This is a genomic window from Plantibacter lichenum, from assembly GCF_050587525.1.
In the GTDB taxonomy this organism is placed as follows: domain Bacteria; phylum Actinomycetota; class Actinomycetes; order Actinomycetales; family Microbacteriaceae; genus Plantibacter.
The window spans coordinates 61,054-85,172 of record NZ_JBOBFT010000007.1; the positions used below are offsets into that span (position 1 = coordinate 61,054).

General features: G+C 67.7%; 21 protein-coding genes, 1 tRNA gene, 1 pseudogene and 1 riboswitch. Of the genes and pseudogenes, 14 read left to right on the plus strand and 9 right to left on the minus strand.

Features of this window, described 5'->3' with window-relative positions; translation table 11 throughout:
- Positions 1-151: 151 nt before the first annotated feature.
- From pstC to pstB, 3 genes are read left to right on the plus strand one after another with little or no spacing between them, the layout of a single operon-like run.
- Complete coding sequence (gene pstC, locus ACQ3HB_RS11020) at positions 152-1,096, plus strand: phosphate ABC transporter permease subunit PstC (protein ID WP_430920099.1); 945 nt, start codon at positions 152-154, stop codon at positions 1,094-1,096.
- A complete protein-coding gene (gene pstA / locus ACQ3HB_RS11025) occupies positions 1,096-2,193 on the plus strand; it encodes a phosphate ABC transporter permease PstA (protein ID WP_430920100.1) in 1,098 nt (365 codons plus the stop codon). The genes pstC and pstA overlap by 1 nt, the downstream gene beginning before the upstream one ends.
- A gap of 21 nt (positions 2,194-2,214) precedes the next feature.
- Positions 2,215-2,994 carry a phosphate ABC transporter ATP-binding protein PstB gene (pstB, locus tag ACQ3HB_RS11030; RefSeq protein WP_430920101.1) on the plus strand — a complete coding sequence of 260 codons (780 nt, stop codon included), beginning with the start codon at positions 2,215-2,217 and terminating at the stop codon, positions 2,992-2,994.
- A 181-nt stretch (positions 2,995-3,175) separates the two neighbouring features.
- Here pstB and ACQ3HB_RS11035 read toward each other — a convergent pair whose 3' ends face one another.
- The 3 genes from ACQ3HB_RS11035 to ACQ3HB_RS11045 form a co-directional block, all read right to left on the minus strand.
- Entirely contained in the window at positions 3,176-4,090 is a 915-nt protein-coding gene (locus ACQ3HB_RS11035) for an anti-sigma factor (RefSeq protein ID WP_430920102.1), read from the minus strand.
- Complete coding sequence (locus ACQ3HB_RS11040) at positions 4,087-4,755, minus strand: sigma-70 family RNA polymerase sigma factor (RefSeq protein WP_430920103.1); 669 nt, start codon at positions 4,753-4,755, stop codon at positions 4,087-4,089. Before ACQ3HB_RS11040 ends, ACQ3HB_RS11035 begins: the two co-directional genes overlap by 4 nt.
- Positions 4,756-5,045: 290 nt before the next feature.
- Positions 5,046-5,675: a DNA-directed RNA polymerase subunit beta gene (locus ACQ3HB_RS11045; protein WP_430920104.1), complete on the minus strand. Its 630-nt coding sequence runs from the start codon at positions 5,673-5,675 to the stop codon at positions 5,046-5,048.
- 186 nt (positions 5,676-5,861) lie between these two features.
- On the opposite strand from ACQ3HB_RS11045, the gene ACQ3HB_RS11050 reads away from it, so the two are divergent.
- Positions 5,862-6,401 carry a DinB family protein gene (locus ACQ3HB_RS11050; protein WP_430920274.1) on the plus strand — a complete coding sequence of 180 codons (540 nt, stop codon included), beginning with the start codon at positions 5,862-5,864 and terminating at the stop codon, positions 6,399-6,401.
- Between the two features lie 31 nt (positions 6,402-6,432).
- Here ACQ3HB_RS11050 and ACQ3HB_RS11055 read toward each other — a convergent pair whose 3' ends face one another.
- On the minus strand, positions 6,433-7,104 hold the full coding sequence (locus ACQ3HB_RS11055) for a class I SAM-dependent methyltransferase (RefSeq protein ID WP_430920105.1): 672 nt from the start codon (positions 7,102-7,104) through the stop codon (positions 6,433-6,435).
- Positions 7,105-7,134: 30 nt separating this feature from the next.
- Between ACQ3HB_RS11055 and ACQ3HB_RS11060 the strand changes: the two are divergent.
- Positions 7,135-7,239: pseudogene (locus tag ACQ3HB_RS11060) on the plus strand (mycothiol transferase); the annotation flags it as partial.
- A 45-nt stretch (positions 7,240-7,284) separates the two neighbouring features.
- On the opposite strand, the gene ACQ3HB_RS11065 reads toward ACQ3HB_RS11060, so the two are convergent.
- Positions 7,285-7,357, minus strand: a tRNA-Lys gene (locus ACQ3HB_RS11065).
- A gap of 163 nt (positions 7,358-7,520) precedes the next feature.
- On the opposite strand from ACQ3HB_RS11065, the gene ACQ3HB_RS11070 reads away from it, so the two are divergent.
- A complete protein-coding gene (locus tag ACQ3HB_RS11070; RefSeq protein ID WP_430920106.1) occupies positions 7,521-8,180 on the plus strand; it encodes an MmpS family transport accessory protein in 660 nt (219 codons plus the stop codon).
- A 148-nt stretch (positions 8,181-8,328) separates the two neighbouring features.
- A complete protein-coding gene (locus tag ACQ3HB_RS11075) occupies positions 8,329-9,342 on the plus strand; it encodes a CPBP family intramembrane glutamic endopeptidase (RefSeq protein WP_430920107.1) in 1,014 nt (337 codons plus the stop codon).
- Positions 9,343-9,425: 83 nt separating this feature from the next.
- Here ACQ3HB_RS11075 and ACQ3HB_RS11080 read toward each other — a convergent pair whose 3' ends face one another.
- The gene (locus ACQ3HB_RS11080) at positions 9,426-10,280 is read right to left on the minus strand and encodes a DeoR/GlpR family DNA-binding transcription regulator (RefSeq protein WP_430920108.1); all 855 of its coding nucleotides are present in this window, start codon (positions 10,278-10,280) and stop codon (positions 9,426-9,428) included.
- Positions 10,281-10,388: 108 nt separating this feature from the next.
- Here ACQ3HB_RS11080 and galT point away from each other — a divergent pair, with 108 nt between their 5' ends.
- The 3 genes from galT (at position 10,389) to ACQ3HB_RS11095 (ending at position 13,769) form a co-directional block, all read left to right on the plus strand.
- A complete protein-coding gene (galT, locus tag ACQ3HB_RS11085; protein ID WP_430920109.1) occupies positions 10,389-11,516 on the plus strand; it encodes a galactose-1-phosphate uridylyltransferase in 1,128 nt (375 codons plus the stop codon).
- Positions 11,513-12,670, plus strand: a complete 1,158-nt coding sequence (gene galK, locus ACQ3HB_RS11090; RefSeq protein ID WP_430920110.1) for a galactokinase — start codon at positions 11,513-11,515, stop codon at positions 12,668-12,670. The genes galT and galK overlap by 4 nt, the downstream gene beginning before the upstream one ends.
- A gap of 163 nt (positions 12,671-12,833) precedes the next feature.
- A complete protein-coding gene (locus ACQ3HB_RS11095) occupies positions 12,834-13,769 on the plus strand; it encodes an endonuclease domain-containing protein (protein WP_430920111.1) in 936 nt (311 codons plus the stop codon).
- A gap of 100 nt (positions 13,770-13,869) precedes the next feature.
- Here the strand turns inward: ACQ3HB_RS11095 and ACQ3HB_RS11100 are convergent, their stop codons facing one another.
- Together ACQ3HB_RS11100 and glyA are read right to left on the minus strand one after the other, a co-directional pair.
- Positions 13,870-14,745, minus strand: coding sequence for a bifunctional methylenetetrahydrofolate dehydrogenase/methenyltetrahydrofolate cyclohydrolase (locus ACQ3HB_RS11100; protein ID WP_430920112.1), 876 nt, complete (start codon positions 14,743-14,745; stop codon positions 13,870-13,872).
- A 177-nt stretch (positions 14,746-14,922) separates the two neighbouring features.
- The gene (gene glyA / locus ACQ3HB_RS11105) at positions 14,923-16,224 is read right to left on the minus strand and encodes a serine hydroxymethyltransferase (RefSeq protein ID WP_430920113.1); all 1,302 of its coding nucleotides are present in this window, start codon (positions 16,222-16,224) and stop codon (positions 14,923-14,925) included.
- A 17-nt stretch (positions 16,225-16,241) separates the two neighbouring features.
- A riboswitch (ZMP/ZTP riboswitch) is annotated at positions 16,242-16,362 on the minus strand.
- A gap of 220 nt (positions 16,363-16,582) precedes the next feature.
- On the opposite strand from glyA, the gene ACQ3HB_RS11110 reads away from it, so the two are divergent.
- From ACQ3HB_RS11110 to ACQ3HB_RS11120, 3 genes are all read left to right on the plus strand, one after another.
- Positions 16,583-18,118 carry a family 20 glycosylhydrolase gene (locus ACQ3HB_RS11110; protein ID WP_430920114.1) on the plus strand — a complete coding sequence of 512 codons (1,536 nt, stop codon included), beginning with the start codon at positions 16,583-16,585 and terminating at the stop codon, positions 18,116-18,118.
- A 78-nt stretch (positions 18,119-18,196) separates the two neighbouring features.
- Positions 18,197-19,477, plus strand: a complete 1,281-nt coding sequence (locus tag ACQ3HB_RS11115; RefSeq protein ID WP_430920115.1) for a low temperature requirement protein A — start codon at positions 18,197-18,199, stop codon at positions 19,475-19,477.
- 580 nt (positions 19,478-20,057) lie between these two features.
- On the plus strand, positions 20,058-22,010 hold the full coding sequence (locus ACQ3HB_RS11120) for a sigma-70 family RNA polymerase sigma factor (RefSeq protein ID WP_430920116.1): 1,953 nt from the start codon (positions 20,058-20,060) through the stop codon (positions 22,008-22,010).
- Between the two features lie 4 nt (positions 22,011-22,014).
- On the opposite strand, the gene ACQ3HB_RS11125 is transcribed toward ACQ3HB_RS11120, so the two are convergent.
- Positions 22,015-23,229 carry an MFS transporter gene (locus tag ACQ3HB_RS11125; RefSeq protein ID WP_430920117.1) on the minus strand — a complete coding sequence of 405 codons (1,215 nt, stop codon included), beginning with the start codon at positions 23,227-23,229 and terminating at the stop codon, positions 22,015-22,017.
- A gap of 263 nt (positions 23,230-23,492) precedes the next feature.
- Here ACQ3HB_RS11125 and ACQ3HB_RS11130 point away from each other — a divergent pair, with 263 nt between their 5' ends.
- Positions 23,493-24,023, plus strand: coding sequence for a hypothetical protein (locus ACQ3HB_RS11130; protein WP_430920118.1), 531 nt, complete (start codon positions 23,493-23,495; stop codon positions 24,021-24,023).
- Positions 24,024-24,119: the final 96 nt, after the last annotated feature.

Sequence of the window (24,119 nt, forward strand, 5' to 3'; positions counted from 1 at the left end):
GCACCCGCACTTCGACAGGCTCAGTGACCGGGCTCAGGCTCAGTGACCGGGCTCAGGCTCAGTGACCGGGCTCCGGCCCAGTGAGCGGACGAAGAGCAGCTCCACCAGCACCACCAACCCGACCAGCACCACCACGAGAGAACGGGAACACATGGCTGTCGAGGCCCTAGCTGCGAGACCGAAAGCGAAGCAACGGGCAGGCGACCGCGTCTTCTCGACGCTCACGGTCGTGTCCGGATCACTCATCCTCGTCATCCTGGCGGCGGTGGCGATCTTCCTCATCGTGCAGGCGACACCCGCACTCGTCGCAGACCCCAAGTCCTTCACCGGCTCACCGACGAGCTTCTGGTCCTACGTCGGCCCCTACGTCTTCGGCACGATCTGGTCGGCGATCCTGGCACTCGCCATCGCCGTCCCGCTCTCGCTCGGCATCGCCCTCTTCATCACCCACTACGCGCCCCGCCGCCTCGCCCAGGCACTCGGCTACGTGATCGACCTCCTGGCCGCGGTCCCCTCGGTCGTCTACGGCCTCTGGGGCGCGCTCGTCCTCGCCCCCTTCGTCCAGCCGTTCTTCGCCTGGCTGAACGAGAACCTCGGCTGGATCCCCTTCTTCGGCGGAACCGTCTCCGGCACCGGACGCACGATGCTCACCGTCGCACTCGTCCTCGCCGTCATGATCATCCCGATCATCACCGCGATCTCCCGCGAGATCTTCCTCCAGACGCCCAAGCTGCACGAAGAAGCCGCCCTCGCCCTCGGCGCGACCCGCTGGGAGATGATCCAGATGGCCGTCCTGCCGTTCGGACGCCCCGGCATCATCTCCGCCTCCATGCTCGGCCTCGGCCGCGCGCTCGGCGAGACCATGGCCGTCGCCCTCGTGCTCTCCCCCGCCGCGGTCTACTCGTTCTTCGTCCTCACCTCGAGCAACCCGAACACGATCGCCGCGAACATCGCCCTCAACTTCCCCGAGTCGTTCGGCATCGACGTGAGCAAGCTCATCGCGACCGGCCTCATCCTGTTCATCATCACCTTCGTGGTGAACTTCATCGCCAGACTCATCGTCAACCGCCGCAAAGAATTCTCTGGAGCGAACTGATGACCGCCACGACCAACCGCGCGCCCGCGATCGCCCGGCCGCTCGGCAACACGCTCACCGCAGGCAAGCTCCCGAAGTACGCGCCGCTCTCCATCCTCGGCGGCAGCCTCATCGTGAGCGGCCTCATCTTCCTCCTCGTCCAGCAGTCGACGGCCGACAAGTCGTACAACGTCACGGGCGCGGTCATCGTGGGAGCCCTGCTCTACGCCGTCATCACCTACACGGCCTCGCTCCTCATCGAAGGCCGCCGCAAGGCGAAGGACCGGCTGCTCACGACGCTCGTGACCGCAGCATTCGTCATCGCCCTCCTCCCACTCGTCTCGGTCGCCATCACGGTCATCTCGGCCGGAGCCGCCCGCTTCGACGCCAACTACTTCAGCCTGTCGATGCGCAACGTCGTCGGTGAGGGCGGTGGAGCGCTCCACGCCATCACCGGCACGCTCCTCATCACCCTCGCGACGTCGATCATCTCCATCCCGATCGGCATCCTCACCGCGATCTACCTCGTCGAGTACGGCCGCGGCTCGCTCGCACGCGGCATCACCTTCCTCGTCGACGTGATGACCGGCATCCCGTCGATCGTCGCCGGCCTCTTCGCCTTCGCGCTGCTCGCCCTGTTCTTCGGTCCGGGCGTGCGGCTCGGCATCGGTGGCGCCATCGCCCTCTCACTCCTCATGATCCCCGTGGTCGTGCGATCGAGCGAGGAGATGCTGAAACTCGTCCCGAACGAACTCCGCGAAGCAGCGCTCGCCCTCGGCGTCCCGAAATGGCTCGTGGTCCTCAAGGTCGTCCTGCCGACGTCGATCGCCGGCATCATCACCGGTGTGACCCTCGCCATCGCCCGAGTCATCGGTGAGACCGCCCCGCTCCTCATCATCGCCGGCTTCACGCAGAGCATGAACTACAACCTCTTCGACGGCCCGATGATGACGCTTCCCGTGTTCGTGTACACGCAGTACGCGAACCAGGGAACCGATGGAGCCTCCTACGTCGACCGCGCCTGGACAGGCGCGCTCGTCCTCATCCTGATCGTCATGGCGCTGAACCTCATCGCCAGACTCATCGCCAAGATCTTCGCCCCCAAGTTCGGCCGCTAGGCCGCAAGCAGAAGGAACACCGTGTCCAAGAGCATCGAAGTCAACGACCTCAACGTCTACTACAGCAAGTTCCTCGCGGTCGAAGGCGTCTCACTCCAGATCCAGCCCCGCACCGTCACCGCGTTCATCGGCCCGTCCGGTTGCGGCAAGTCGACCTTCCTCCGCACGCTCAACCGCATGCACGAGGTCATCCCCGGCGCACGCGTCGAGGGCGACGTCCTGATCGACGGCAACAACCTCTACGGCCCGGGCGTCGACCCCGTGCTCGTGCGCCGCCAGGTGGGCATGGTCTTCCAGCGTCCCAACCCGTTCCCCACGATGAGCATCAAGGAGAACGTCCTCGCCGGCGTGAAGCTCAACAACCGCAAGATGTCGAAGTCGGACGCCGACTCGCTCGTCGAACGGTCGCTGCAGGGCGCGAACCTCTGGAACGAGGTCAAGGACCGCCTCGACAAGCCGGGCTCAGGCCTGTCCGGCGGTCAGCAGCAGCGTCTGTGCATCGCCCGCGCGATCGCCGTCTCCCCCGACGTCCTGCTCATGGACGAGCCGTGCTCAGCGCTCGACCCGATCTCCACGCTCGCCATCGAGGACCTCATCGGCGAGCTGAAGAACGACTACACGATCGTCATCGTCACCCACAACATGCAGCAGGCCTCACGCGTCTCCGACCGCACCGCGTTCTTCAACATCGCGGGCACCGGTAAGCCGGGCAAGCTCATCGAGTACGACGACACGACCACGATCTTCTCCAACCCGTCCGTGCAGGCGACCGAGGACTACGTCTCCGGCCGCTTCGGTTGAGCTGAACCGCAGCACGTGTCCGAAGCCCGCCCCGAACCTCGGGGCGGGCTTCTTCGTTGCCCAGCGTGACCACGGGGGTCGAGGACGACGCCTGTCAGACGGCGCAGCAGGCGCTCTGGCAGACGAAACGGCCCGCCCCCGGTGTGGGACGGGCCATTCGTTCGTTCGGTGCGAGGCGCCGCTATGCGGTCTTGACGACCACGACCGGGTTCGTCGTCGGCTGCTCGGAGCCGCCGTGCGGTTCGACCGTGACGCCGACCGCATCACCGGCGCTCATCGTTCCTTCGAGGACGCGCCAGCTCGTGCCGCCACCCGTGGTGAACGTGCCGGCCGAGACCGCGCCCTTGTCGTTGATGTACCAGAGTTCGTAGACCTTGTCCGAGGGGAGCGGGCCGAGGCCGTCGACCAGGAGCGCGGACTTGCCGAGCTCACCGGACCACACGAGGGTCGCTGCGCCCTTGTCGACGGTCACGCGAGCACGCTGCACGTCCGGTGCGCCGTTGATCTCGGCGAGCGCGACGGTCTGCGTGATCGACCCGCCGCCGAGGACGTGAGCGAGGCCGGATCCTCCGAGGACGAGGGCGACCGCTGCTGCGGCGCCGACGACGGCCGTGATGGCGCCGCGTGCCCAACGGGAACGAGCCTTGCGAGCAGCGGGACCCTCGGTGGATGCATCGGAGGACGAGCTGGGGCTGGACGGCGTCGCCTGCGCAGCAGCGGCAGCCGAGGCCGCCTTCGTGGTCGCAGGGGCGACCGGAGGCTTGGTCAGCGGCATCGCCGTCGTGGGCGGTGCTGCAGGAGCCGCGTGCTTCGCCGCAGGAGGTGCAGCCACAGATGCATCGACAGGAGCGTCGACAGGCGCCAGCTGCGGCAGATTCGCGATCGACGCCATGATCGAGGACTTCAGTCCGGCGGAAGGCTGGACCGGAGGTGCAGAGAGATCGAGCATGGCAACGGTCTCCTCGAACTCGGCAGCTTCGACACGCGTGGTTTCGTCCTCCGCCAGCAGGCGGTCGTACTGCGCCTGCTCGGCAGGGGTCAGTGTGTGCAGCGCGTTCCCGGCCGCCAGCAGTTCTGCATCGTCTCGTTCGGTCATGTCCTCACCCCCAGTTCGTCTCGTAGTCGAATCATTCCGTCTCGCAACCGTGTCTTCACGGTGCCGATCGGCACATCCAGCAGCTTCGATATCTCGCTGTGGCTGTACCCGCCGTAGTACGCGAGCGACACGGCTTCCCGTTGCAGCTCGCTGAGTCTCGTGAACGCACGCTTCACGCGTTCGTGTTCGATGCGGATCTCCGCCGTCTCCTGCACCGAGTCGTGCCCGGGCTCGAAGTCGCGGATCCCGATCTTCATGTCTCGATCCCGACCCGCCTGCGAAGCGCGGACCCGATCGATCGCCCGCCGGTGCGCCATCGTGAGCACCCACGTGGTGGCTGATCCCTTGCCCGATTCGAACCGGGTCGCGGTCTGCCACACCTCGAGGAACACCTCTTGAGTGACCTCCTCGGATTGCGCATGATCAATGAGCACCCGCTTCACGAGTCCGAGGACTCTGGGGGCGATGTGGTCGTAGAGCTCGCCGAACGCTGCCTGGTCGCCCTCGGCGACTCGTGCGAGCAATGCGTCGAGGATCGTCGCCAAGGACACCTGCGGTGCGTCGGCTTCCGGTCCAGTAGTCACAAGTCTTAGCTTCTCACGCCCACCGACCTTGTGCGCGACGCCACCTCGGTTCGGGGTGAGGAGGTGCTGTTCGGCGGTCATATCGAGTATTCGGCGCCCTCGGCCGATCCGATTGCCGTGATCCGAGATTTTTCTTCGGTTCGTGCCACTCGGTTCGGCCCCCTGACCGGGCTCGCGCTATCGAAGTTCCGAACCGCGCTCGGGCAGGCATGGAAAAGCCGGGCCGCAGAACGCCTCTCGGCGCGAGGCCGCTCGGAGCGGCGAATATTGGAGCCCGGGGTTATGCGGCCCGGCTGTAGAAGTGTAGCAATGGTGATGGCCCGGGTATTCCCAGCGACCACTCAATCGAGCGAGGTAACGGACAGCTCAGCTCAGTCGAGTGACTCCGTGCGCCAGAGTTTCGCGCAGCTCGTGAGCTCGTCCGCGATCGTGCTGAACCGGGCGGCCTTCGTGGTGAGCTGGGTCGCTTTCAGCGGATCGACGACATCGCGATCATCGGCGACGCTCGCGCAGCCCGCCGCGGTGACCCGGCAGAACGAGGCCGCGCGTTCGAGTGCGATCGCGAAATCGCCCGTGTAGAGGCCGCGGAGGATCTGATCGGCGAGCGCGATGATCTCCTCAGGGCCCGTGGGCATGGAGGCACCAGCGACGACGGGGTCGATCGTGGAGATGACCTCGGTGCCGCGCGTGAAATAGTAAGCCGTTCCGGTCGGATCCTGGCGGATCAGCAGTCGGAGGAGGTAGATGCGCCACATGGCGCCGGGGAGGCTGCGCGGCGTCGCGTGCGACCAGAGTTCGGCGATCGCGTCGATGCCGTGCTCGTCCGTGTACGAGACGAGTCGGTCGACGACCTCCGGATCGGGATCGTTGCGGACCCGTGACAGGAGCGCGACAGCCGATGCGTGCGCGACACGACTCTGCTCGGCCGGATCGCGTCCGCCGACGAATCCATCGAACATCCGCGGTGGGAACTTGGTGGGCCGGTGGAACTCTTCCGTCATGGAGTCACCTCTCCTTCCGTGGCGCCGATGCGACGCGCACCCGTTCAACGGTAGTCGCGTTCTGCAGCGATGGCGCCCCTCAGCGACGCGACTCCTGCGCTGCTCGCGAACGGCGACCAGTCGGCCCTCCAGCCGTCGACGATCGCCCATTGCCCGGTTGCATGCGTGAGCGTACACTCGGCGCGCATGGAGCGCATCGACGATCAGGGCCGGCCGGAACCGCCACTCGCGGCCGGGGAGGTCGAAACGCTCCTCGGCTTCTTGGACTATCAGCGGGCGACGCTCGCGTGGAAGTGCGAGGGGTTGGGCGCGGCCGACCTCCGGAGGACAGTCGCAGCCTCGGCGATCACGCTCGGCGGGCTCCTCAAACACCTCGCGTACATCGAGGACCACTGGTTCTCCGGGTGGCTGTTCGGGAACCAGCCGCAGCCGCCGTGGAACACCGTCGACTGGGCCGCCGATGAGGACTGGGAATGGCATTCAGCAGCCGGTGACAGCCCGCACGAGCTGCGGACGCTGTGGGAGCGTTCCGTGTCCCGATCCCGCGAGCTCGTGGCATCGGCGATGGGGGACGGCGGTCTCGACCGGCTGTCGGTCAAGCGCTGGCCCGACGGCGGTGCGCCGAGCTTCCGCTGGATCCTCGTGCACATGATCGAGGAGTACGCCCGCCACAACGGCCACGCGGACCTCATCAGAGAGTCGATCGACGGTTCAACGGGCGAGTGACCGGTCCGGTTCGTCGAACGTGCTCGTCGGCTCAGTTCGGGCGCCGCCAGATTGCTTCGAACTGGCTCCACTGACCGTGCCCGTTTGAGCGAAGACGAGAATCGACCCGTAACGGGAGCAGCTCTTCCCAACCGGCGAACAACGTGGCGAGTTCATCCGCAGAGAAGAAGTGGACGTCAAGTCCCGCTTTCGGTCCATCGACGTATCGAACCGTGAAACTGCCGTCCGCATGACTCGGACCGAGGTCGTGCGCCGGCCAGACGTCCGTCCCTACCGCGTTCGCGCGGAAGCACAGGATCCCGCCCGGATTCACTCGCGCCATCGCTGCGATCACATGCTCATGCGCTTGTTGACGGGTGCCGAACATGAAGACCTGGATGCCGATCACGATGTCGAAGGTTTCGTCGTCGGACAGGATGGCGAGATCACCGATCCGAAACCGTCGTGCATCGGCTGGTCGTGCACTGACGATCTGCCGAATGGCGACCGGGGAGATGTCGATGCCGACCAGGTCGAGGTCCGCCTCGAGCAGTGCGGACATGTTTCGCCCGTTGCCGCAGCCGATGTACAGCCCCGAGGCGAGACGCTGGTCGGCCGCACACCGAATGACATCGGCGACGAACGGTTCAGGTTCCTGATCCAGGTAGCGACCGGCGGCGTACTGAGCGTTCCAGGCGGCGGCATGCGCCTCGATCCAGGTCATACCTCATCCTAGGAGGGGCCGGACGGAGCACTGAGCTTCCGCTGGATCCTCGTGCACATGATCGAGGAGTACGCCCGCCACAACGGCCACGCGGACCTCATCAGAGAGTCGATCGACGGTTCAACGGGCGAGTGACTGGCACTCAAACCCAAAAGGACGTCTGATCTGGGGAAAAAAGTGTGGGCCCGGTGGGGCTCGAACCCACGACCCGCGGATTAAAAGTCCGATGCTCTGCCAACTGAGCTACAGGCCCGTACGCGTCTACTCTACGAGAAAAACGGGACGCTCGTGACACGGGCGGAGCTGCGCGCGCGCAAACGAAACCGACATGTGCGCGATAACGGTTGCGCAACGCCCCCGGAGTGGGGCCGTCGAATGTAATACGATCGACCGACTCATCACCCGAAAGGCACCACATGTCGTACCCCCAGCAGCCCCCTGCCTACGCACCGCAGCCCGGCAACGCACCCGTGAAGACCGGCAACGGCCTCGGCGTCGCAGCACTCGTGATCGGCATCATCGCCCTCATCGGCTCGTTCATCCCGTTCCTCAACTACGGCACCGGCTTCCTCGCATTCATCGCGCTCGTGCTGGGCGTCATCGGCCTGGTGCAGAAGGGCAAGTCGAAGGGCACCGCGATCGCCGGCACGATCATCGCCGTGATCGCCCTGATCCTGAGCATCGTGCTCGCCATCGTGTACACGGCGGGCTTCGCAGGTGCCGTGAGCGACGCGATCAAGACCTCGGACGCCAAGGCCGACCGCGACGTCGCCGTCGTCTACGAGATCAGCGGCGCATCGACCGACGCTTCGATCACCTACAGCACCTACACGAACGGCACCTCGGGAACCGAGCAGGCCAACGGCCAGGCGCTCCCCTTCACGAAGGAACTCACCGTCAAGGCCGGCGGAGCGTTCGACTTCACCTCGCTCACGCTCAGCGGCATGAACGGCGCGGACGACACAGGCGACATCACCTGCAAGATCACGGTCGACGGCGAAGTCGTCTCGGAGCAGACGTCCACGGGCGCCTACGCGAGCGTCATGTGCTCCTCGTCGAGCTTCGACCAGGAGTAGCCTCACAGCGTCCTGCGACTCCGACATGCCCGCCACGCTCATGCGAGGCGGGCATGTCGCGCTCCGGGGTGCGGAATGCGCATCGCGCGGACGACGCGGGCTGTGGATCGTTCGCTCGTGCCTCGGCGCCCGCGCCTAGGCTGGACGGATGAGCGACACAGCAGCACCGGCGACCACCTTGACTCCCGCGCAGGAACCCTCGCCCCGTTTCACGTACGACCAAGGGCTTCGCGGAGCACCGGCATGGTGGCGCGGGGCCGTGGCGATCATCACGCTCATCGCCATGTTCTTCACGATGTCGTTCCTCTTCGGGGCCATCGCCATCGGCATCGACGTGGCGACCGGGGCATACTCGCTCGACCAGCTCGCGTCGGGGGCGACGCCCCTCACTCCGGCCCTGATGGCCGCCAACAACCTCGCGCTGGCATCGCTGCTGCCCATCGCCATGCTGCTCCAGTGGGCGCTGTTCAACGTCCGACCACGCTGGCTGACCTCGGTGCAGGGACGATTCCGATGGCGGTGGCTCGGCCGGCTGGCACTCATCATCGTGCCCGTGTGGATCGTCTACGTGGCGATCACCGTGTTCCTGCCCGGCGACACCGACCCCGTGACCGTGAGCGGCACCGTCGTCGCGATGCTCGTGGTCGTGCTCGTCACGACACCGCTGCAGTCCGCCGGCGAGGAGTTCGGCGCCCGAGGTCTCATCCAACGATCCGTCGGCTCCTGGTTCCGCTCGCCCGTCGCCGCGTTCGTCGTGTCCACGATCGTGTCGGCGTCGCTCTTCGCACTCGCGCATGCCGCCGCGGACCCCTGGCTCATCGCCTATTACCTGGTCTTCGGCGCATCGATGTCACTCGCCGCACGCGGAACGGGCGGCCTCGAAGCACCCGTCCTCATCCACGCGACGAACAACGTGCTGCTCCTCATCCCGACCGCACTCATGTCGCAAACCGACCAGATCTTCGACCGGGGCGTCGGGACCGGCAGCGCCTGGATGCTCATCCCGATGGCGCTGTGCGTCGCCGCCGCCCTCGTCAGCATCTGGTGGGGCAGACGGAACGGGGTAGCGTCACGTGCCCCGTTGCCGGTGAGGCCGGTGCGGATTGGGCCAGTCGACCCGGGCGCTCCTGCTCAGTCGCTGAACACGACACTCGATTCCTGAGCCTGTCGAAGGGCACTTCGACAAGCTCAGTGACCGGGGTTGGGGGTCAGTGACCGGGGTTGGGGGTCAGTGACCGTTGGGTCTCAGTGACCGGGGAGCACGTCGGTCTCCTCGTCGTCGGCATCCGCATCGTTCACGGGAACCACAGTGACGGGCAGGCCGGCCGTCCGGAGGTCCTCGACGACCGTGTGGTCCGCAGCTGAATCGGTGATGAGGCCGGTGAACTCGTCGAGCGCTCCGATCCGTCCCAGCTGCGTGCGGCCGACCTTGCTCGCATCGGCCAGCACGATGACCTGACTCGCCGCTCGAACCATGCGCGACTTGACCGCAGCCTCCGGCAAGTTGACATTCGTGACCCCGTGCTCCACATCGATGCCGTTACAGCCGATGAACGCGATGTCCGCGTGCACCTGCGCGAGGATGAGGCCACCCAGCGGGTCGACGAGCGAGTGCTGGAGCGGCCGCAGCACTCCCCCGGTCACGATGACCGTGAAGCGCGGAACCTCGGACTCCAGTTCGAGGGCGATCGTCAGTCCGTTCGTGATGATCACGACATCGGTGAGCTCACGACGCGCCTTGAGCGCTCGAGCGACGGCGAGGCCCGTGCTCCCCACGTCGAGGATGACGCTCTGACCTGAGCGGACGAGCGCCGCGGCGACCTCCGCGATGCGCTGCTTGGGGATGGCGGACCGGATCACGGCCACTTCGAGCGATGACTCCGGCGCGGCCCGCGTTCCCACCGGCATCGCACCGCCGTGCACGCGGACGGCGTCGCCTCGTTCCACGAGCGTGTCGAGGTCGGTCCTGGCGGTCACCCGCGAGACGCCGAACGCCTCGGAGATCTCGGTCACCCGCACGAACCCGCGCTCCTCCAAGAGGTCACGGATCCGATCCCGGCGGGCGGGCGCTGGCAGCTGATTCGGGTCGGCGATGGTCACGCTTGCAACTGTAGCGACTTGCCTTTACTTTTGAAACGGAAAGCTACTACCTTTCATAGTGACAATCTCTCTGTGAGGACACACGTGCCACATCCCTCCGATCCATTCGTGATCGAGCCCCGCATCGCAAGCCAGAGCCACACGCTGGCCGATGGACGCGAACTCATCTACTTCGACGACGTCGATACGACGCTTCCGCCGGAACGCAAGCCGGACGCGCGCGCGAGCGCCGTGCGGCCGCCCACAGCGAGCATGCGCCAGGATCCCCTCACGGGCGACTGGGTGTCCATCGCGGCCGCGCGCCAGAATCGCGTGATGCTGCCGCCCGCGGACCTCGACCCGCTCGCCCCGGCAAGCCCCACGAACCCGTCGGAGATCCCCGACCAGTACGACGTCGCGGTCTTCGAGAACAAGTCGCCGTCGTTCGGCCCCCTCCTGACCGATGCCGCGCAGCCCGAGAGCCTCGACGACCTCGCGAGCATCGGCATCGAACGCTCCCTCACCTCCGTGGGCCGCTGCGAGGTCGTCAGCTTCAGCCCCGCGAGCACCGGCTCGTTCGGAGCGCTGACCCCCACGCGTGCACGCACGGTCATCGAAGCCTGGGCCCGCCGCACGCACGCGCTCTCGCCGATCGACGCCATCCAACAGGTGTTCCCGTTCGAGAACCGCGGGGAGCAGATCGGCGTGACCCTCCACCATCCGCACGGGCAGATCTACTCCTACCCGTACGTGACGCCGCGAACGCAGCGCCTCATCGACTCCGTCGAACAGTACGGCCCCGGGCTCTTCGCCGACATCCTCGCCGCAGAACAGGCCGGCGAACGCGTCGTCCTGCGCGGCGAGCACTGGACCGCGTTCGTGCCGTTCGCCGCCCGCTGGCCCGTCGAGGTGCACCTCATGCCGCATCGGCACGTTCCCGACTTCGCCGCGACGAGCCTCGAGGAACGGGACGAACTCGCGACCCTCTACCTGCGGCTGCTCCGCGGCGTCGACGCCCTCTACGAGACGCCGACACCGTACATCGCCGCGTGGCACCAGGCGCCGACGCGCGTCCACCGCGACGACATCCGCCTCCACCTCCAGCTCACCTCCCCCCGCCGAGGAGCCGACCGCCTCAAGTACCTGGCCGGTTCCGAAGCCGCGATGGGAGCCTGGATCGGCGACATCCCACCCGAAACGACAGCAACGAACCTGCGGGCCGCGATCGCCCGCGCCGACGAGGAGAACCCGGTATGAGTGAGCTGCACCAGAGTGTGACCACGGGCTTCCAGCAGACGTTCGGCACGGAGCCGAGCGGCATCTGGTCGGCGCCCGGCCGTGTGAACCTCATCGGCGAGCACACTGACTACAACGACGGATTCGTCTTCCCGATGGCGATCGACCGGCGCACCGTCGCCGCAGTCCGCCCGCGAGACGACGACCGCGTACGCGTGGCGAGCACCTTCTCCCCCGGCATCGTCGAAGCGGTCCTCGGAAGCCTCGACCCCGACGCCCTCGACGGCTGGTCCGCCTACCCGCTCGGCGTCGTCTGGGCACTCGGCGAGTTCGGCGCGCCGCTCCACTCGCTGCCCGGAGTCGACATCTTCATCGACTCCGATGTGCCGGTAGGCGCAGGCCTGTCGTCCTCCGCGGCGATCGAATCCGCCGTCGCCGTCGCCCTCAACGAGATCTGGCAGCTCGACCACGACCGCAAGACGCTCGCACGGGTGGGGCAGCTCGCGGAGAACCGTGCCGTCGGCGCCCCGACCGGGATCATGGACCAGTCCGCATCACTCCTCGGACAGCGCGACTGCGGCGTCTTCCTCGACTGCCGCTCACTCGAGACCGACCTCATCCCGCTCGGATTCGAGGAGCACGCGCTCGAACTGCTCGTGATCGACACGCACGTCGCACATGCGCACGTGTCGGGCGGGTACGCGGCCCGTCGCGCATCGTGTGAAGCGGGTGCGTCGGCGCTCGACGTGCCGTCGCTGCGAGATGTCGGCGTCGAGGATCTCGAACGTGCCGCCGAGGTCATGGACGATGAGACGTTCCGCCGGGTGCGTCACGTCGTGACCGAGAACCAGCGCGTACTCGACACCGTTCGGACGCTCCGCGAACAGGGGCCGGCCGCGATCGGCGAGCTGCTCGTGGCATCGCACGCGTCCATGCGGGACGACTTCGAGATCTCGGTCCCGGAGCTGGACACGGCCGTTGAAGCGTCACTCGCTGCAGGTGCCGTCGGCGCCCGGATGACGGGTGGCGGATTCGGCGGAGCGGCGATCGCCCTGGTTCCGTCGTCGCGGTCATCCGAGGTCGCCGATGCCGTTCGTGCCGCCTTCGCCGCGCGCTCGTACACGCCGCCGACGATCTTCGCCGTCCACGCTGCTCCCGGCGCCGCCCGCGACTGACCCTCCCCCCCAACTCAATCCTCTCTGCCGAGGGGTCGCAAAATGCGGGTGTTCGCTCCGAGCACCCGCACTTTGCGACCCCTCGGCAGAGCGTGGACGGGGGCGCGGCGGGGCTGTGGAGAGTTGAGACGGGAGAAGCAGCTTGTTCGCCACTATTGGGCGGATGAGTAGACGACCTGACCTGCCCTCGCCGTTCGATCGAGAACCATTCAGCGTCGCTGATGGCTCGTCGCTCAGCATCAGTGCGTCCAGGCTCCGTGCGAACGACCTGGACCGGCCATTTCACGGAGTCCGCGTCGCCACTGCCGAGGACGACGCCAGCATCGCGGCCGAGCGAGACGACGTGCTCTCGCGATGCCGGGCGTACGCGACGAGAATGCCCTTCGGAGCGTTCTTCAGCCACGTGACTGCTGCGCATCTGTGGGGGCTGCCTGTGCCGCGGCGATTCGATGCCGCGCCGATCCATGTCTCGGTTCAGTCTCCGTCGCGAGCACCGCGCGGAAGCGGCGTACGTGGTCACAAACTGGACGGCTCGCACTGGCGGGCCGTCGAGTTCGACGGGTTCGTTCTGGCCCATCCGATCGACGCATGGTGCCAACTCGGCACGACGCTGCACGAGGGTGAACTCGTGATGGTCGCGGACAGCATCATGCGTCGGGTCGACCCGCTCGGCTCACGCCACGACCTGCTCATCGGTCTCGCGAGAATGGGCCGGCGACGAGGAGTCACTCGTCTCCGCTCGGCATATGAACGCTCGCGTCCCGGAACAGACTCACCGAAGGAAAGCGAGCTCCGTCTCCTCATCGTCGACGCGGGGCTGCCGGAGCCGCGAGTGAATCATGCGATTCTCGACGGAGCGGGTCGGTTCCTCGCGCTCGGTGACCTCGTGTATGCGGAGTATCGAATCCTCATCGAATACGACGGCGGAACTCACTTCGCTGATGAGCAGCAGATCTTCCACGACATCGATCGGCTCGACGCCGTCATGGCGTTGGGCTGGAGAGTCATCCGTGTGAACCGGAGCCACCTCTTTCCGACCCCGGACGCGATCCTCATGACAATCCGCCACGCGCTCCGTTCGCGTGGGGCCCCCTTCTAGCCCTCCTCTTCTGCCGAGGGGTCCCAAAGTGCGGGTCCGGAGACGGAACACCCGCAATTTGGGACCCCTCGGCAGAGATAGGAGGGAGGGAGGGAGGAGGTCAGCGGCGCTCGGCCATGGAGACGACGTTGGTGAGGAGTTGGACCCGTGTCATGGGGCCGATGCCGCCGGGGTTCGGGGAGATCCAGGCGGCGACATCGGCGACATCGGGGGCGACGTCGCCGACCACGCGGGACTTGCCCGTCTCAGGGTCGACGGCACGGCTGACACCGACGTCGAGGACGACGGCCCCGGGCTTCACGGCGGACGCCTTGACGATGCCGGGGACGCCAGCGGCAGCGACGATGACATCGGCGGTGCGCAGGATCTCGTCGAGGCCGACGGTCCCCGTGTGTGTGAGCGTGACGGTCGCGTTGTACTCACGACGCGTGAGCAGCGGACCGATCGCACGACCGACGGTGACACCACGACCCACAACGACGACGTGCTTCCCGGCGAGTTCGATGCCGTGACGCTGCACGAGCTCGACGGCACCACGCGGCGTGCACGGCAACGGCGTGTTGATGGGCTTGTTGACGTTGAGGACGAGACGACCGAGGTTCGTCGGGTGCAGGCCGTCGGCGTCCTTCTCGGGGTCGATGCGCTCGAGGATCGCATCCGTGTCGATGTGCGACGGGAGCGGGAGCTGCACGATGTAGCCCGTGCAGGTGTCGTCGGCGTTCAGCTCGTCGATGACGGCGAGCAGTTCGTCCTGCGTGATCGACTCCGGCAGGTCGCGGCGGATGGACTCGATGCCGATCTCGGCGCAGTCGCGGTGCTTGCCGGCGACGTACCACTGTGAGCCCGGGTCCTCACCGACGAGGACGGTGCCGAGACCGGCGACGACACCGCGATCACGCAGCGTGGCGACACGGACGGCGAGTTCGGACTTGATGACGGCGGCCGTGGCCGTGCCGTCGAGGATCTGTGCGGTCATGGTGACTCCTGTGGGGCGGTGGTGCGAGGTGGTGGTGCGGGTGCTGAGCACTTCGACAGGCTCAGTGACCGGAGACGGCTGAGCACTTCGACAGGCTCAGCGACCGGAGGGTGGGCCCGGTGACCGGGCGGAGGGAACCGGCCGCCGAGACGCGCTCGACGGCCGGAACCGCACCGACTACTGCTGGAGGCCGGGGTACAGCGGGAACGCTTCGGCGAGCGCCGTGACGCGCTCGCGCAATGCGCCGATCTCGGCTTCCTGACGGAGTGCGAGACCGATGATGTCGGCGACCTCTGCGAACTCGACATCGCCGAAGCCACGCGTCGCGAGGGCCGGCGTGCCGATGCGGAGACCCGAGGTCACCATCGGCGGGCGGGGGTCGAACGGAACCGAGTTGCGGTTGACCGTGATGCCGACCTCGTGGAGGACGTCCTCGGCCTGCTGGCCGTCGAGCTTGGAGGTGCGCAGGTCCGCGAGGACGAGGTGCACGTCGGTGCCGCCCGTGAGCACGTCGATTCCGGCGGCCTTCGACGCGTCGGACGTGAGCGTGTCGGCGAGGAGACGAGCGCCGCGGATGGTGCGCTCCTGACGGTCCTTGAAGTCAGCCGTGGCCGCGAGCTTGAACGCGGTCGCCTTGGCGGCGATCACGTGCATGAGCGGGCCGCCCTGCTGGCCGGGGAACACGTTGGAGTTGAGCTTCTTGGCGAGCTCGGTGTCGCGGCTGACGATGAAACCGGAACGCGGTCCGCCGATCGTCTTGTGCACCGTGGAGGAGACGACGTCGGCGTACGGGACGGGCGACGGGTGCAGGCCCGCTGCGACGAGACCGGCGAAGTGCGCCATGTCGACCCAGAGCTTCGCGCCGACCTCGTCTGCGATGGCGCGGAACGCCTCGAAGTCGAGGTGGCGCGGGTACGCGGACCAGCCGGCGATGATGACCTGCGGCTTGTGCTCGAGGGCCTTGTCGCGGACGACGTTCATGTCGACCAGGAAGGTCTCCGGGTCGACGCCGTAGGACACGGCGTTGTAGAGCTTGCCGGAGAAGTTGAGCTTCATGCCGTGCGTGAGGTGGCCACCGTGCGAGAGCTCGAGGCCGAGGATCGTGTCGCCGGGCGTGGCGATCGCGGACAGCACGGCGGCGTTGGCCGTTGCGCCGGAGTGCGGCTGGACGTTCGCGTACGCGGCGCCGAAGAGGCTCTTGGCGCGTTCGATGGCGAGCGACTCGGCGATGTCGACGAACTCGCATCCGCCGTAGTAGCGGCGACCGGGGTAGCCCTCCGCGTACTTGTTGGTGAGGACGCTGCCCTGCGACTGCAGGACGGAGACCGGAACGAAGTTCTCGCTCGCGATCATCTCGAGGGTGTTGCGCTGGCGACCGAGTTCCTGCTCGAGGACGGCAGCGATCTCAGGGTCGACCTCGGAGAGAGGCGCGTTGAACGTGTCGGACAAGACTTGCTCCTTTGTGACAGCGGCGGACATGACGATTGTAGGTTCTTCGTCTCGGCCCAGGCGTGCGGCCGAATCCGCCCTCTGAAAAGGTGCAGGGTCGCTCCCCGATGGTGAGCCCATCTGAGACGGAGCCGAAGCCCCCTCTATACGCCAGTTGCGACCCGGCCAGCATAGCAGCGGAGCGCACCGCGTCCACCGGTCGACGGGGTGCAGACGGGGTGCCACCGGACTCTGGCGGGTCGCGCCGACCCCGTGCAATCATGAGCCGACGGGGTTTGCACGCACGCCGCGCAAAATCATGTGCGGCGGTGTCCTCACCGCCGCACGCCCGCACGACCAACCACGCAACAACCGTCCGCCTCACCCACCGATCCGGAGGTCTTCACCCATGGCACGTGTCATCCCCCAGCCCGCGAGCGTCGTCGTCGATGCCGCATCGGCACCGTTCACGCTCACGTCGGCGAGCAGGATCATCGCTTCGCCCGATGCCGCGTCGGTCGCCGATCTGCTCGCGAGCGCACTCCGCACGTCGACCGGGTACCCGCTGGCCGTCGTCCGGGCCGAGGATGAACCGACCGACGGGCGTGAGCACGACATCCGCATCACGGCTGGACCGGCATCGGTTCAGGCCGGCACGGGTCTCGCCGAGGACGAGTCCTACCGGCTGAGCGCGAACGAGTCGGGCGTCGACATCGTCGCGGCAGAGCCCGCCGGCGCGTTCGCCGCCGTCCAGACGCTTCGTCAGCTGCTCCCGGCCGCGAACTGGAGCCCCCGGGTCCAGGCCGTCGCGTGGACGGTCAAGGCGACGACCGTCGAGGATGCGCCCCGATTCCGCTATCGCGGGGCGATGCTCGATGTCGCGCGCCACTTCTTCACGGTCGCGCAGGTCCAGCGCTTCATCGACCAGATCGCCGCGCTCAAGATCAACGTCCTGCACCTGCATCTCACCGACGACCAGGGGTGGCGCCTTCACATCGACAGCTGGCCGGAGCTCACGGGCGTCGGCGCGAGCACCAACGTGAACGGTGCGAAGGACGGGAAGGGCGGCTTCTACACGGCTGACGACTACCGCGCCATCGTCGACTACGCGGCGGCCCGCTTCATCACGATCGTCCCGGAGGTCGACGTGCCGGGACACACGAATGCGGCGCTCGCCTCCTACGCCGAGCTCAACGCCGACGGCGTGGCGCCGGCGCCCTACGAGGGCACGGAGGTCGGTTTCTCGACGCTCACGATCGGCGCGGAGATCACCGAGCGCTTCCTCACCGAGGTGCTCGGCGAGGTCGCGGCGGCGACCCCCGGACCGTTCCTCCACATCGGCGGCGACGAGTCCCACGCGACGAAGCCGGAGGACTTCCTCGCCTTCGTCGAGCAGGCCACCGGCATCGCCGCCGCGACCGGCAAGACCGTCATCGGCTGGCACGAGATGGGCAAGTCCCCCGCGCTCGTGCCCGGCACGATCGGCCAGTACTGGAACTACCTCGTGCCGCAGGAGGGTCACGCCGAGGAGCTCCGCTCGTTCGTCGACCAGGGCGGGAAGGCCGTGATGTCGCCCGCCGACGTCGCGTACGTCGACATGAAGTACACGGAGGACTTCCCCCTCGGCCTCACCTGGGCGGAGGGCCCCACCTCCGTCGAGGCGTCCTACGGCTGGGATCCCGCGGCGATCGTCGAAGGCGTCACCGAGGAGGACATCCTCGGCGTCGAAGCACCGCTCTGGACCGAGACGGTCGTCTCGAGCGCCGACATCGAATCGCTCGTCTTCCCCCGCCTCGCCTCCGTCGCCGAGACGGGCTGGTCCGCGGCAGGACCGAAGGACTGGTCCGAGTTCCGCAGCCGTCTCGCGGAACTGGGCCAGGACTGGACTGCGGCCGGCGTCGCATTCCACCGCTCGCCCGAGGTGGACTGGTCGCCGAAGGCATGACCTCCACCGCCCCGCACCCGCACCCGGACCGGTGCGGGGCGGGGCGGGGCGGTGACGCCTGCTGAGTAGCATGTGGCCATGGTGATCACGAGGCTGCTCCGACCGACGACCGGCGGCGACGCCCACCGCGTCACCTTCGTCGAGCTGTTCTTCGACCTCGTGTTCGTGTTCGCGATCACGCAGATCTCCCACTCCCTCATCGCCCACCAGGATGCGACGACGCTCCTGCACACGATCGTGCTCACCCTCGCCGTGTGGTCGATCTGGTCGGACACGGCATGGGTCACCAACTGGCTCAACCCGCAGAGCGGACCCGTCCGCGGCATGCTTATCGTGCTCATGCTCCTCGGGCTGCTCATGTCGAGCGCCATCCCGGAGGCGTTCGGCGATCGGGGGCTCCTGTTCGCGTGCTCCCTCGCGGCAATGCAGGTGGGCCGGAGCGTGTTCACGATGATCGCGTTCCTCCGCGAGCACCGGCGGGCGCACGCCGTGAACTTCGTGCGGATCAGCATCTGGCTGGCCGTCTCGGGAACACTTTGGATCACGGGAGCCCTGGCGTCCGACGAGCAGCGCATCTGGATCTGGCTCGTCGCCGTCGCCATCGACTATGCGGGCCCGCGCGCCAGGTTCTGGGTGCCTGGACTCGGTCGCTCCGACCTGCACGCGTGGGACGTCACGGGCGAGCACCTCGCGGAACGGGTGAGCCTCTTCGTCATCATCGTGCTCGGCGAATCGATCATCGTCACCGGCAGCGCCTTCTCCGCCGAACCGCTCAGCTGGACGACGGCATCGGCGTTCCTCGCAGCGTTCGCGAGCACCGTCCTGATGTGGCTGCTCTACTTCAACCACGGGCAGGAGGAGGGCAGCGACTACATCTCGGGGGCGGATGAACGAGGCCTCATCGCGCAGGTCGCGTACACCTACATCCCCGTCCTCGTCGTGCTGGGCGTGCTCCTCACCGCCGTCGCCGACGAGATCGTGCTGCTGCACCCGTTCGGCGGAGGCGGCGAAGGCGGCGGGGGCACGGCCGGCGAACACCTCGCGGGGGGTGCGACGGGCGCGGATCTCTGGACCGCCGGGATCATCTGCGGCGGCGCCTTCGTCTACCTGCTCGGGAATCTGCTGTTCAAGCGGGCGACGGGTGGCCCGTGGCTCGTCTCGCACCTCATCGGGATGCTCGCGCTCCTGCTCCTCGTCGCAGGGCACGGGCTGGCGACGCCTCTCGCCCTCAACTGGCTCACGAACCTCGTGCTCCTCATCGTCGTCCTCGGCGACGAGCGAGCGTTCCGCCGGAAGCGGCGGATGCGGGCGGGTGAGGCGACGGGAGCACCTCCGGCCGACGCCGCGGACACGATCTGAATGCGCTGGCACGATCTGAACGCGCTGGCAGAGCACGAGCGCAGACAGAGAGAAGGGGGTGATGCCCGCCCCCGGGCATCACCCCCGACCGTGATCGGCGGGTAGAGCATCGCTGCTCCCCCACTCCCGCCGAAGCCTGGAACAGTTCGGGCTGTCAGGCGTGCGACTCGCTACGGCCGAATGTCGCGAGCCGAGACCGTCTAGGGACGGTCACCGTGTGCAGTTACTCGGGCGACCTCCGATACCGGGGTCGGCGGAGCACTGCAGACGTCACGAAGAGCGCCGCAGCGGACGTCGTGGCGATCGCCACGAGCCACAGCATGAGATCGGGTGCGTTCATGGAACATCTCAGTCGCGTCGACCCAGTGGGTCGATTCCGCGCTGGCTTCTCCTTCACCCTGAGAGATGCGGGCGCCTCGGGATCATGACGCGACTTCATCACGAACTTCTGACAATTTTGCGCAACAGGTGTTTTCTGGGCTTTCCCTGGCAACATTGAAGAGTCGGCGTCATGAACCGACGCGTTTCGGCTCTCTCGGTTGGACGCATGTCGTCCACACCCCACGAATCCGGAGGCCCCATGACCACGGACGGCACGACCACGCCGGCCAGCACCGAGCACTCGAGCACCGAGCAATCCGACGTCGAGCTCGTCGAGAGCTCGCGCGGCGGCGACACGAACGCGTTCGCCGAACTCTGGCGCCGCCACTCGCGCGCGGGCCGGACGGTCGCGCGATCCGTGACGTCGAGCATCGATCCGGACGACCTCGTCTCCGAATCGTTCGCCCGCATCTACCAGGCCATCAACAAGGGCAAGGGACCGACCGGCGCGTTCCGCCCCTACCTCTTCACCACGATCCGGAACACGGCGGCGGCGTGGGGACGCGCGCGCCGGGAGACCTCCCTCGACACCCTCGACTCGTTCGAGGACCCGGAATCGAGCCCTGACGCATCGATCGACGCGCTCGACCGCAGTCTCAGCGCTCGCGCCTTCCGCAGCCTGCCGACGAGGTGGCAGGAGGTGCTCTGGTACACGGAGATCGAGCAGATGACGCCGGCCGAAGTGGCTCCGCTCCTCGGCATGAAGGCCAACTCCGTGGCCGCCCTCGCCTACCGGGCCCGCGAAGGGCTCCGCGAAGCCTGGATCCAGGCGCACCTGAAGTCGGTCGACGACGACTCCGATCACGCGTTCACGATCGGCCGGCTGGGCTCCTACGCCCGCGGCAACCTCGGCGCCCGCGACACCACGAAGGTCGAAGCCCACCTCGACGAGTGCGCGAGGTGCATGATCGTCGCCGCCGAAGCGAAGGACGTCGGCTCACGCATGGCGCTCGTCCTGCTCCCGCTCGTGGCGGGCACGGCCGGAGCACTCGGCTACACGGCCTGGCTGCAGACGGGCGCGCAGTCGAGCGCGGTCGCCGCAGCGATGCCGCTCACGGTCACGGGCGGAGCGGCGGTCGCCATGCACGGTGCCGGCGCCGCCCACGGCGGGGCTGCGGCGACGGGATTGTCCGCGACCGCAGGCGCAGGTGCCGGATCTGGCGCCGGTTCCGGCGGCGGCGCGGCTGGAGGAACAGCGGGCGGCGCGGGTGCGGGTGCGGCGGCAGGACTGTCCGGCGGGATCATCGCCGCGATCGTCGGCGGTGTCATCGCGGCCGGGACCGCAGCGGCGCTCGTCCTCGGACCGATGGTCTTCCCCGCGGCTCCGGAGACCGACACGAGTGCGAGCGAGCAGACCGCACCGGATCCGCAGGGTGGCACGTCCGTCGTGCCGCCGGTGACCGCACCGACGACCGCTCCCACCGTGCCGCCGGCATCACCAGCACCCTCCGACCCTCCAGCGACGCCGAAGCCGACCGAGCCGAAGACCCCCGTGACGAAACCGACCGTCGCGCCAGAGGTGCCGGTCGTTCCCGTGGACCCGCCCGTCGTGCCGCCGGTGGTCCCGCCCGTGATCCCTCCGACCGACCCGCCGATCCCCCATGTGGACCCGCCGGCCGCCCTCGCGGAGCCGTCCATCGACATCGGCAACGGCTACGTCTGGCCGATCCTCTCCGGAACGGGCGCCGTCCCGAACGCGCCCATCGACATCCTCGCGAAGGACGGCTCCACGGTCGCTACGACCACCGCTGACAACCTCGGCGCCTGGACCGTGACGGTCGCGGGCCTCCCCGAAGGCGATGGGACCCTGGGCGCCAGACAGACGGACCCGAAGACCAAGCTCCCCTCGCCCGTGTCCGTGGCCGTACCGGTCACGACGGTCGCGGCGCCGGTGCTGACCGGGGTGAGCCCTGGGGAAACGGTGCAAGAGGGATCGAATCGAACCCTCGTCATGAGTGGAGCACCCGGAAAATACGTGCGGCTCACCTCCGGAGGAAATGACGTCGGCGCTCAGCCCTTGCAACTCGATGCCTCCGGAACCCGCTCCCTGCTCGTCAACTTCCCGGGCGCGCGTCCCCGCCACGTCGTCCTCGAGTACGTCGACGGGAACCGATCTGGTCCGGCGACCGCCGTCGATTTCTCGGTGGAATAGTCCGTTACAGAGCGCGACGCCTCGTCACGAGGCTCGACGTACCGAGCAGCAGACCGGCCACGATGAAGAGTCCGACGTAGACCCAGGGCAGCACGTGGAGCCCGACCTTGTCGAGGAGCAGAGCGCCGACCGCCGAACCGCCACCGATGCCGGTGTTGAACGCCGTCGTGTAGAACGCGTTCGCGGCATCGCGGATCCGAGGGCTCGCGGCGTGCAGCAACCGCGTCTGCATGAGCGGCGGAAGCATTCCGAACGCGGCGCCCCAGATGAAGAAGGCGATGATCGCACCGGGCATCCAGCCGCTCAGGAGAGCGAGAGCGGTCACCGAGAGCGCTGACACGATGAGGGCGCTGAAGAGGCCGGCCGTCGCGTGCTTCGCGAACACCGTGCCCGTCAGCAGCAGGCCGATCGCTCCCGCGACACCGTAGACGAGCAGCAGGATGCTGAGCTGTCCGGGGTCGATGCCGACCTGGTCGATGAGGTACGGGGCGATGTACGTGTAGAAGCTGTAGTGGCCGATCATGATGATGGCGACCGCGATGCAGACGATCGCGACCGGCTTGATGCTCGGGTCCCGTCCCGTCGACACGGCGCCCTTCGCGGCGGTCGACTCCTCACGGTCCACCGTCGGCAGTTTCCACCAGACGAGCGCCGCGCCGAGGATCATGAGCCCCGCGAGCACCCCGAACGCGAGCCGCCACCCGAGCGCGTGCCCGAGCGCGGTGCCGAGCGGGACGCCGAGCACGAACGCGAGCGTTCCGCCCGCTACCGTGACGGCGACCGCACGGGCGATCTGCTCCTTGGGGACGAGATGCGCTGCGTACGCACCGACGAGCGCCCAGAACACGCCGTGGGCGAGTCCGCCCATGACCCGCGTCGCGAGGAGCAGCTCATAGCTGGGGGCGATGGCGCCGAGCGCTGTGCTCACACCGAGGATCGCGATGACCGTGACGAGGAGCGTGTGCCTCGACACCTTCGCCGTGAAGTGGATGATCGGTGTGCTCGTCAGGACGACGGTGAACGCGAAGACGCTCACCAGCAGGCCGATCTGGGACTCGCTCACGCCGAGCGCCGAGCTCATCTCGGGGAGGAGGCCCGTCGGGATCATCTCGCCCGTGACGGACAGGAAGGTCGCTGCGGAGAGCGCGAGGAGACCCGTCCATGGGAAGGGAGGCGGGGTCGTCGTCGCGCCGGAAGGGGAAGTGACAGAGGAGGTCATCGGATTGATTCCAACGATGGCGTTCACTCGCCGGGGTACGTGCACCCGGCCGAGTTCGTCTGCGCGCTGGTGTGCGCGCCCAGGGCCGTCCGATACCCGGCGACCGTCGATCAGTCTACAAGAGCCGCGTCCGCAGGCAAGAGAGACCCGACCTTGCCACGCCCCAAGACATAACAAATCATTTGGTATCTGATCATCAACTATGGTTACATGATTGCTTCGGCGCTTCGTCACCCGGCCGCGCCACCCTAGAGAGAGACCCCATGAACACACTGACCAAAGCCCTCATCGCCACCGCCGTCACAGGCCTCACCGCCGTCAGCGTCGCCCTCCCCGCCAACGCCGCGGAACTCGGCTCCGCAACCACGTCGACCGCAACGTCTGCCTCAGCGGCGGACCGTCTCGAAGGCATGGTCGAGCTCAGTCGCATCTCGACGAGCACGCTGTACGGCTTCCTGCCTGCTCCTTCGGCGAGCGACGCCAACCTCCGGCTCGTGACGTGGCAGACCGCCGGCACCTGGACCACCCCGGCCGCGGGTGACACCGGCGAGATCAGCGCCGAGGGCCTGTGCCTGACCGCCTCACCCGTTTCCGAGGCAGCCGCCGTCACCGCTGAGGAGTGCGACGGCAGCACCCAGCACCAGTGGGTGATCTCCGCCGACGGACATCTCACCTCCGCCGAATGGGGCGGCTCCACCTTCAAGAGCTCCTTGGGTCGCACCTACCTGCGCCCGGCGACCACGCCGCAGATGAAACTGGAACTCGGTCTGTTGAGCCCGGTGAGTGCACACTAGGACTCCGGAAAACGGATCCGACACCGGGACGCTGTGATCCCTTCGGCGTCACAGCGTCCCGCGGTCGACAGCGCGGGGCTGGACAGGCTCCACGGC